General features: G+C 67.3%; 6 protein-coding genes, 2 pseudogenes and 1 riboswitch. Of the genes and pseudogenes, 5 read left to right on the top strand and 3 right to left on the bottom strand.

The window, feature by feature from the left end; all coding sequences use genetic code 11:
• The 3 genes and pseudogenes from HMPREF9056_RS10095 to HMPREF9056_RS10105 all read right to left on the bottom strand — a co-directional run.
• A pseudogene (locus HMPREF9056_RS10095) lies at positions 1-424 on the bottom strand (hypothetical protein); the annotation flags it as partial.
• A 3-nt stretch (positions 425-427) separates the two neighbouring features.
• A riboswitch (cyclic di-AMP (ydaO/yuaA leader) is annotated at positions 428-583 on the bottom strand.
• A gap of 456 nt (positions 584-1,039) precedes the next feature.
• Positions 1,040-1,711, bottom strand: a complete 672-nt coding sequence (locus HMPREF9056_RS10100; RefSeq protein ID WP_009404847.1) for a metal-dependent transcriptional regulator — start codon at positions 1,709-1,711, stop codon at positions 1,040-1,042.
• Positions 1,712-1,941: 230 nt separating this feature from the next.
• Positions 1,942-3,282, bottom strand: a complete 1,341-nt coding sequence (locus tag HMPREF9056_RS10105) for an MFS transporter (RefSeq protein ID WP_009404848.1) — start codon at positions 3,280-3,282, stop codon at positions 1,942-1,944.
• A 625-nt stretch (positions 3,283-3,907) separates the two neighbouring features.
• Here HMPREF9056_RS10105 and HMPREF9056_RS10110 point away from each other — a divergent pair.
• The 5 genes and pseudogenes from HMPREF9056_RS10110 to HMPREF9056_RS10130 all read left to right on the top strand — a co-directional run.
• Positions 3,908-6,292: a hypothetical protein gene (locus tag HMPREF9056_RS10110; RefSeq protein ID WP_009404850.1), complete on the top strand. Its 2,385-nt coding sequence runs from the start codon at positions 3,908-3,910 to the stop codon at positions 6,290-6,292.
• 40 nt (positions 6,293-6,332) lie between these two features.
• Positions 6,333-6,962 carry a hypothetical protein gene (locus HMPREF9056_RS10115; RefSeq protein ID WP_009404851.1) on the top strand — a complete coding sequence of 210 codons (630 nt, stop codon included), beginning with the start codon at positions 6,333-6,335 and terminating at the stop codon, positions 6,960-6,962.
• 43 nt (positions 6,963-7,005) lie between these two features.
• Entirely contained in the window at positions 7,006-7,425 is a 420-nt protein-coding gene (locus HMPREF9056_RS10120) for a hypothetical protein (RefSeq protein WP_034514427.1), read from the top strand.
• 11 nt (positions 7,426-7,436) lie between these two features.
• Positions 7,437-8,066 (top strand): hypothetical protein, encoded by a 630-nt coding sequence (locus HMPREF9056_RS10125; protein WP_009404853.1) that lies wholly within the window; start codon positions 7,437-7,439, stop codon positions 8,064-8,066.
• A gap of 89 nt (positions 8,067-8,155) precedes the next feature.
• A pseudogene (locus tag HMPREF9056_RS10130) lies at positions 8,156-8,418 on the top strand (hypothetical protein); the annotation flags it as partial.

An 8,418-nucleotide genomic window follows, 5' to 3' on the forward strand; every position in this document is an offset into this window, starting at 1 on the left:
CAGCCGCAGCGGCGCCGGCGTCGTCGGCGCTCTGCTCGGCCGGAGCCTCAGCGGCAGGCGCCTCGGGGGCGGCGGGAGCCTCAGGGGCGGCAGCGGCAGGTGCGACGGCCTCGACCTGCGGAGCGGCCTCGGTCACCCAGCTGGCCTGGGAGATGGTGATCTGCTGGCGAGCAGCCAGCGCCTCACGGGCGTTGGCGGCAAGGATGCCGACTCCGGGAGTCACGCCGGAAGCCTCGATGGTTCCGGTGGAGGAGGAGGTGACCTCGGTGCGGCCGGCGGCGTTGGCACCCGAGGCAATCATGGTCAGGGCAAGACCGGACGACGCGGCGACGGCCAGACCTCGGCGCGCGGTGGGAGCAAAGTCATCCAGTGGGGTAAGGGCGCGGGTGGCTTTGCGGTGACGTGCGATGGTGCGTGAGGACATGAGTGCTTTCTCCTGTTGGGCCGACGAGGTGAGCTGTCGGGTTCGGACTGGAGACGCCCGGCCCGCGGATGCGGGCTTCACCCCAAGGTCATTCGGACTGGTTGCCCGAGTGGCCGGTGGTTGGTTCCCCCGTTCCTGCCACTTGAGTTGTTGGTTCCACGTGCCTCAGACCGAGCGGCAGGACTAGGCCCCGATCCGAGACGCCACCGAGACGGTTGCCTGCGGCGACGACCTGAACGCTACATGACAGACCAACGCTTCGTCACGGCCAGGTGTCGCACACTGCTGTGAGCCGAGACACTTTGGAGCGCCTTTCGGATTCCTCCATATAGCTCCAGGGACCTCAGTCCGCCGGAACGCACGCACATCGCCGAGCAAAACGTTGGGATGATGCGGAAAAATCACACTGTCCTATCGGGCTCATCGCCAGGCCCCCAACATCTCCTCCTCAGTGGCACTTCCACCACAACAGGACCGCCCGACCACACTCCGGATCACGAAGCAGCGCCTCGCATCCCACATACCGGGACGCGAGACGCCAGTAAAACCTCATGCCTGCACAGAACTTTCTCAGAGTTTCTTGAGACTTCTGACAGGGCGGCCGATCCTCGTCACTCAGCGCCGGACGAAGAGGTGGCGGGCAATGTCGTCGGCCAGGACCACGGGATCCCCGGATGGCCCGACGAGGCGCACCCCGCCGGCACTGACACGCAGCTCCACATGGGCCCCTGCCGTGATCGCCGCGTCCTCGAGAGTGGTGATGAGCTCGGCATCAGCCTGGATCGGCTCCCCGATACGGCTGACGACGGCCGCGACCGTCTCTCGGCCGGCAAGACGGTCCACACTGACCTCGTCGGTGGAGGGGCTGGGGTGCTCGGCGGCCCGCGGCGGGATGGGGTTGCCGAAGGGGTCCACGGAGACGTCGTCGAGGATGGCGGCGAGGCGCTCCTCGACCTGTTCGCTCATGACGTGCTCCCACCGGCAGGCCTCCTCGTGGACGAGCCGGCGGTCCATGCCGACGACGTCCAGCAGGAGCCTTTCGGCGAGGCGGTGCTTGCGGATCACGTCGGTGGCGCGCCTGCGGCCCTCGTCGGTGAGCTCGAGGGAGCGGTCGTCGGCGACCTTGATGAGACCGTCGCGCTCCATGCGCGCCACCGTCTGGGAAACCGTGGGGCCCGAGTGGTCGAGGCGCTCGACGATGCGGGCGCGCAGCGGCGGAACGCCGTCCTCCTCAAGCTCGTAGACGGTCTTGAGGTACATCTCGGTGGTGTCGATCAACTCGCTCATGAAGCGGACTCCTGCTTGAGGTGGGTTAACCCGGCGGCCCGAGCCCCGAGTAGGGCCCCGCCGGACTGCGCTCCTTGCAAGGATAATCGGCGTTCTGCGATGTCCGGCAACATTTCCTGACAGCGCGCCGATTCGCAACTGGGGAGGACTCCCCGGTGCCAGGGAGATGCGCGAGGGGTAGCGTGCGTATTACTCGCCCGGCCATTCGACCGGCCGCTCGATCGGCTCCGTCAGTCGGCGTCGTCGCTCCGACTCTCGAACTCCGGGGCCCGCGACGGTGTCTCCGGTGTCCTCGGGGCGGCCCTGAGGTAGGGGCGGGTCGAGGAGTAGTGCAGGGACAGGTTCCAGTGCCTGTAGCTCCAAGCGAAGGCGACCAGGGCGGCGAGGACGGCGCTCAGGCCGCCGGCCGCGATCGCGACGCGCGGGCCCCACTCATCGGCGACCCAGCCGATGAGTGGGGCGCCCACCGGTGTCGAGCCCAGGAAGAACATCATGTAGATGCTCAGGACCCGGCCGCGCATGGAGGGCTCGGTAGTCATCTGCACGGTCTGGTTGGCGCTGGTCAGGAGCGTGAGGACGCACAGGCCCACCGGGATCGTCATGATCGTGAAGGTCCGGTAGGTGGGCATGACGGCCAGCAGGAGGGAGAAGACCCCCAGGGCGAAGGCCGCCGCCACGACGGTGCGCAGGCGGGGGTTGCGGCGTCGGGCCGCCCACAGGGCCCCGGACAGGGAGCCGACGGCGAAGACCGAGGAGACGGTGCCGTAGGCGTCGGACTCCAGGTGGAAGACGGTGCGCACGGTGGCGGCCATGGTGACCTGGAAGTTGAGGGTGAGCATGGAGACGACCGCGACCACGGAGATGATGACGATGAGGTCGGTGCGGCCGCGCAGGTAGGCCAGGCCCTCGCGGAGCTGGCCGGCGGCGCGTTGGGCGCGGGGCATGTCCACGAGCTCGCTCACGCGCATGGCGGCCAGAGCCGCAGCCGGGAAGAGGAAGGTGGCGGCGTTGACAGCGAAGACCCAGCCGGCACCCACCCAGGTGATGACGACTCCGGCGAGTGCCGGCCCCAGGAGCCGGGCGGCGTTGAAGGAGGCGGAGTTGAGACCCACGGCGTTGGACAGGTGCTCGGCGGGCACCATCCGGGCCACGAAGGTCTGGCGGGCCGGGGCGTCGTAGGCGGCGGCCAGGCCCCCGAGGAAGGCGGCGAGGTAGACGTGCCAGAGGCGGGCGGTGCCGGCCAGGACATCGATGGCGACGACGGCGGAGACCAGGCCCATGGCGCTCTGGGTGAGGATGAGGAACTTGCGCTGGTCGACCCGGTCGGCGACGAGTCCGGCGTGGGCCGACAACAGGAGCATGGGGAGGAACTGCAGGGCCGTGGTCAGGCCGGTGGCGGAGGCTGAGTCGTGGGTGAGGACGCGCAGCACCAGCCAGTCCTGGGCCACGCGCTGCATCCAGGTCCCGGTGTTGGCCACGAGGGCGGACAGGAACCAGATCCGGTAGTTGTGGAATCTCAGGGAGGCGAAGAGGCCGTTGCCGGGGCTGCGTGGTGAGGTCGTGCGGGTCATGTCCTGGGCGTTGAAGGAGTGGAGGAGGGTTGACGAATGTCAGGGGTGGCGCCGGAAGGTGCTTCGCAGGCGACGGACGCCCCATCCGAGAAGGGTAGCTCTGGAAGCACCGGCGATTCCCATCGGCGCACCCCCTCCCTCCCCGCAAGAGGTTGACGAACTCGCCCCTCTCCTTACCGATTGGTAACAAAATGGTGACGCCACTGCATGGCGCCATGAAGGGGAGGAGTAGGAGTTGAACGGTGACGGCTACGGGAACGTTCCGGGCCCGGGCTCCGGGGAGCCTCCTCGGATCTGGCCGGCGTCTCGGCGCCCGCCCGAGCAAGAGGGCCGGGACAGGACGCCGGCGGCGGGACAACCGCCAGCGGGACAGCCATCAGGCCATCCTGCGGTGGGACAGCCGACGGCGGCCTCCGGCCACGTTCCACCGCCCGCAGCACACGGGGTCACACCACCCCAGAGTCATGGTGGCGTCCCGCCCGCGGGGCCGGTGGTCGGTCGCGCGCAGACAGCCGCCTACGGTCGCATGCCCGACTCCGGCAGAGCCTCCGAGCCGCCGCCCATCCAGGGAGCCGCCCACCAGCCGCAGCCCGCAACGGCACCTGTCCAACCGACTGCTCCGGCCATGACGACCACTGCTGCTCCGGGGACTGCGGCCGGACCGGGGGCAGATGCACCGCCGAGGCAGGAGTGGTGGGAGCGGCTGCGAGACCGTACGTCGAGGTCCCGGATCTTCCTGGCGCTGCGCCGAGTGCGGGCCGTTGCGACCTGGTTCGCGCTGCTGGTCCTCGTTGTGGCCGTGGTGGCCTCGCCGACGCTCCGCACCGCGCTGGGGGCCTGGATCGGATGCCTGTGGCTGGTGGTGTGCTGGTTCGCCCTGGCTCGGGCCAAGACCGTCTCCTGGGCGCTGACCTCAGGGGTGCTCGCCACCGGGATGCCGTTGGCGCTGCTCATCGCGATGGTGAGTCTGTGGGTCTGCAGCGTCGCCGGCGTCACCCCGTCTGATACAGCCGCATCGATAGTGGTCGCCTCCGTGGTGGAGGAGGTTCTCAAGCTGACGCCGTTGGCGATTCTCGCCCTGGCCGCTCCGGGGCGGGTACGCCGTCTTCTGGTGAGCGACTGGATCGTTCTCGGAGCGGCGGCGGGCGCCGCCTTCGAGACGGTCGAGGAGGTCACCCGCCGTATCGCGCTCCTGACCGGCAGTGGCAGCCTCCTGGATAGTCTCCTCTGCCCCAAGGGCGGAGCGAGACAGGTGGAGTGCAACGGCGCCACGACCTATTCCCTGAACCCGTTCTCCGGGGTTGCCGGGAACGTCTTCCCCTACGCCGGGCACGCGGTCGTCACCGGGTTGGTGGCCGGGGCGATCGGGCTGGGGATCGCCCTATGGCGCCGCGGCCGTGTGCATCGCGGTGGGTACAGGGCCGTGTTGCAGGTTCTCGCTCTGCTGGTCCCGCTGTGGACCTGGTGGGTGGCGGTGGTCGACCATATGGGGCGCAACGCCTCCGACTACGTGATGTGGTTGCAGACGGGAGGCGAGGCGCCGTCGTGGCCGATCGGGGCGACGGCGTCGCTGACCGGCCACGGGCACGGACGTGGCGTCATTCTTCTGCTGATGCTGGCTCTGGCCTGGGTCATCGACAGCCGCACGCTGTGGGGCGGCGGGTACGTGAGCTTCGTCGAGAGCAGCAACTACGGGAACCGCTGGGCGCCGTGGCGGTGGCGCGTCTGGGCAGGAGTGCCGCGCAACGCCTTCGGGCGATTCCTGGCCGACGGCGCCTGCCTGGTCTCCGTCGTCGGCGTCGAGTGGCGGTGGGCGTGGATGACGCTCATGGAGGCGGCCGCGTTCCGCGAGCCGAGGCTGCTGCTGACGACGCCCACGAAGCTGCGGATCGCGCGGGAGGAGGCGGCGCGCACCGAGCTGGATCCGGCGCCGGAGCAGTGGTGGAGGGTGCGGCTCGCGGGGCTGTGCGCGGTGGTGGCCGGTGTTCTCGTCATCGTCCTGGTTCCCGGGTTCACGCAGAGCATGGCCGATAGCCTGGGCGAGGGCTCGGCGCACTGGTTGGCGGGGCTTCTTGATGCGCTGGGGGCGGCGTGGGAGTCTTTGAGCTGGGAGCAGAAGCTCGGGCTGATGCTCTTCGCCGGGGCCATGATCCTGTTGTCCGGGGGCACGCTCGGTCTGGCCTTCGAGGTCGGCATGGGCGTGGCCACCGTGCTCGGCTCCGCCCGCGGGGCAGCCGCCTTCATGCGCGACCCCCAGGGCACGGTAGCCCGCTACCTGTCCACCCACACACCAGCCGAGATCGCTCTGGACCTGGCCACTGCCGCCTTGACCACGGTCGCCGGCGGAGCCGCCAGCGCCATGGGCGGCCAGGTCGCCCGCGGAGCCTACGCCGCCACCCGCGAGGCCGAGTACGCCGCCTGGCTGTGGCGCACCGACCGAGCCGCATGGCGCCAATACGTCCGAAACGCACGCAGGCTCGCCCGAGACGAAACCGGCGCAGCCAGCGCCGGCATGTGGAGCCCGCGCAACGGCATCCACTACCCCGGGCTGCGCACCCCCAGACCCGGGCGATCCGAAGGCGGCCCCGGCCTGTGGGGCAAGGGAAAGAACTACGGCTCCGCCCGCTCCCAACTCTACGAGGAACAGGTCACCGGAGTCCCCATCGAGCACTCCTACTATGTTGGCGGTAAAGAGTTCGACGGCTACGACGGCTTCTCCCTCGTCGACGCCAAAGGACCCGGCTACGCCTTCCGCATCAAATCAGACTGGTCGGACGAACCATTTACCACACCCGAAAGATACAGCGAGACAAAAGGAAAGATCATCAAGGAAAAGAAAGGACTCATCGATATAGGTAAGGAACAGGTCGAGGCCGTGCGCTCAACCGGAACCGACACCCCCATCCAATGGCACATCGCAGAAAAAGAAACCTTCGACGAGCTCTTCAAGCGGCAGAAGTCGGGAAAGTTCCCTGCCGAGATCGAGCTCTTCTACACGCCACCCAACTAACATCTTAGTCAATCAGCACCGCGAGGAAAGGACAATCATCATGGAATGGAGTCTCGTATTTGACTGGCGGGCTCTTGGGGACCCGATCTCGGAGGGACGTCGGGTGTGGGAGTGGATCCAGCGGGTCAGGCCCCTGCACCCGTCCCTGGACCTGTGGCGCCCCACCGCCGACAGCCGCCAGGAGGCCGAGCAGGCACCCCCCATCACCCAGGACTACCTCCTCCAATACATCCGCGACGCCCAAGCCACCTCCAGATTCCCCGACTTCGGCCTGGCACCGGCCTTCTCAGGACAGATCGGCCAAGGCAACAAGCTCGAGCTGAGCTTCAACATGCCCAACCCCGGTAACGCCGGAATCGGACTCATGATCGGGGAGGCGCTCGGGGCTGCTCTGGATGCCAGCGAGGACCTGGCCGACACCCTCATGCACACCACCGCCAGCATCTTCGCCCCCAACACCATCGGAGCCCTGACCCGTAAGGACCACCCTCTTAACCCCACCCCAGAGCCCTACAACTACATCCCTGGCTGGAAGATGTTCTTCGCCTCCGACTCACCCCACTCCCAACGAGCCCCCCAGCTAGCCACCCGAGCCGCTCCCGTGGCCAACGGAGCCATCTTCACCTTCGGCACCCCCGACACCTACCCCACCATCCTCAACCAATGGTGACTCTTACGGCGACTGCCCGAGCACTTGATATATCAAATACATCATGGGCGTCAACTACCTCTACCCAGCCATCAATCCAGGACACATTATTGTCGATGTCGACACTTTTCTTTATGAAGGGTCAAGAAAATGGTCAGACAGCAGAGCATTGCGCTGGAGCGAGGAAGACATAACAGATGCCGACATCGTTCTTAATCCAGAAGGGCCGTCAACAATCATCAGCCATTTCAAAGACAATCGACTGATCTCTGCCAGCGGACTAGATTTTGAGGAGGCGGCCAACATCGCCGCCTGGGTCCGTTCACTGAACCCCGACCCAAATCTGATGCTCTGGTTCACCACCACCGTCTTTGACGGACACACCGTTCTCACCCCCGACATCACACCACAACAGGTCATCGACCAGTGGGTCAACCACACAGAGCACGACCCCTACATCGAGTACCCCCAGTACTTCCACTAAAGGAGACAACCATGAGATGGGACCTCAGCTTCAAACGGCGGGCTCTTGGCGACCCAGTCTCGGAAGGCAGACGCGTGTGGGAGTGGATCCAGCAGGTCAGGCCCCTGCACCCCTCCCTGGACCTGTGGCGCCCCACCGCCGAAAGCCCCCAGGAGGCCGAGCAGTCGCCACCCATCACCCAGGACTACCTCCTCCACTACATCCGCGACGCCCAAGCCACCTCCAGATTCCCCGACTTCGGCCTGGCACCGGCCTTCTCAGGCCAGATCGGCCAAGGCAACAAGCTCACACTGAGCTTCAACAGGCCCGCCTCAGGTGACGCCGGCATTGTACTGATGATCGGAGAAGAACTCGGGGTCGCCCTGGATACCAGCGAAGACCTAGCCGACACCCTCATGCACACCACCGCCAACACCTTCACACCCGGAATCATCGGAACCCTAACCCGCAAAGAGCGCCCACGTTCTGCCACTCCACCGCCCTACAGATACCTGCCCGGCTGGAAGATGTTCTTCGCCTCCGACTCACCCCACTCCCAACGAGCCCCCCAGCTAGCCACCCGAGCCGCTCCCGTGGCCAACGGAGCCATCTTCACCTTCGGCACCCCCGACACCTACCCCACCATCCTCAACCAATGGTGAACACTCAGGCCCCCACGCCAACACCCGCAGCACCGCCGTCGAGCACCCCTCACCGCAGGAACCTAGCCAGCACCGATAGACATCAGGCCATGATCCTGTTGTCCGGGGGCACGCTCGGTCTGGCCTTCGAGGTCGGCATGGGCGTGGCCACCGTGCTCGGCTCCGCCCGCGGAGCGGCCGCCTTCATGCGCGACCCCCAGGGCACAGTGACCCGATACCTGTCCACCCACACACCAGCCGAGATCGCCCTGGACCTGACCACTGCCGCCCTGACCACGGTCGCCGGCGGAGCCGCCAGCGCCATGGGCGGCCAGGTCGCCCGCGGAGCCTACGCCGCCACCCGCGAGGCCGA

This window comes from Actinomyces sp. oral taxon 170 str. F0386 (genome assembly GCF_000195595.1).
Taxonomy (GTDB): Bacteria; Actinomycetota; Actinomycetes; order Actinomycetales; family Actinomycetaceae; genus Actinomyces.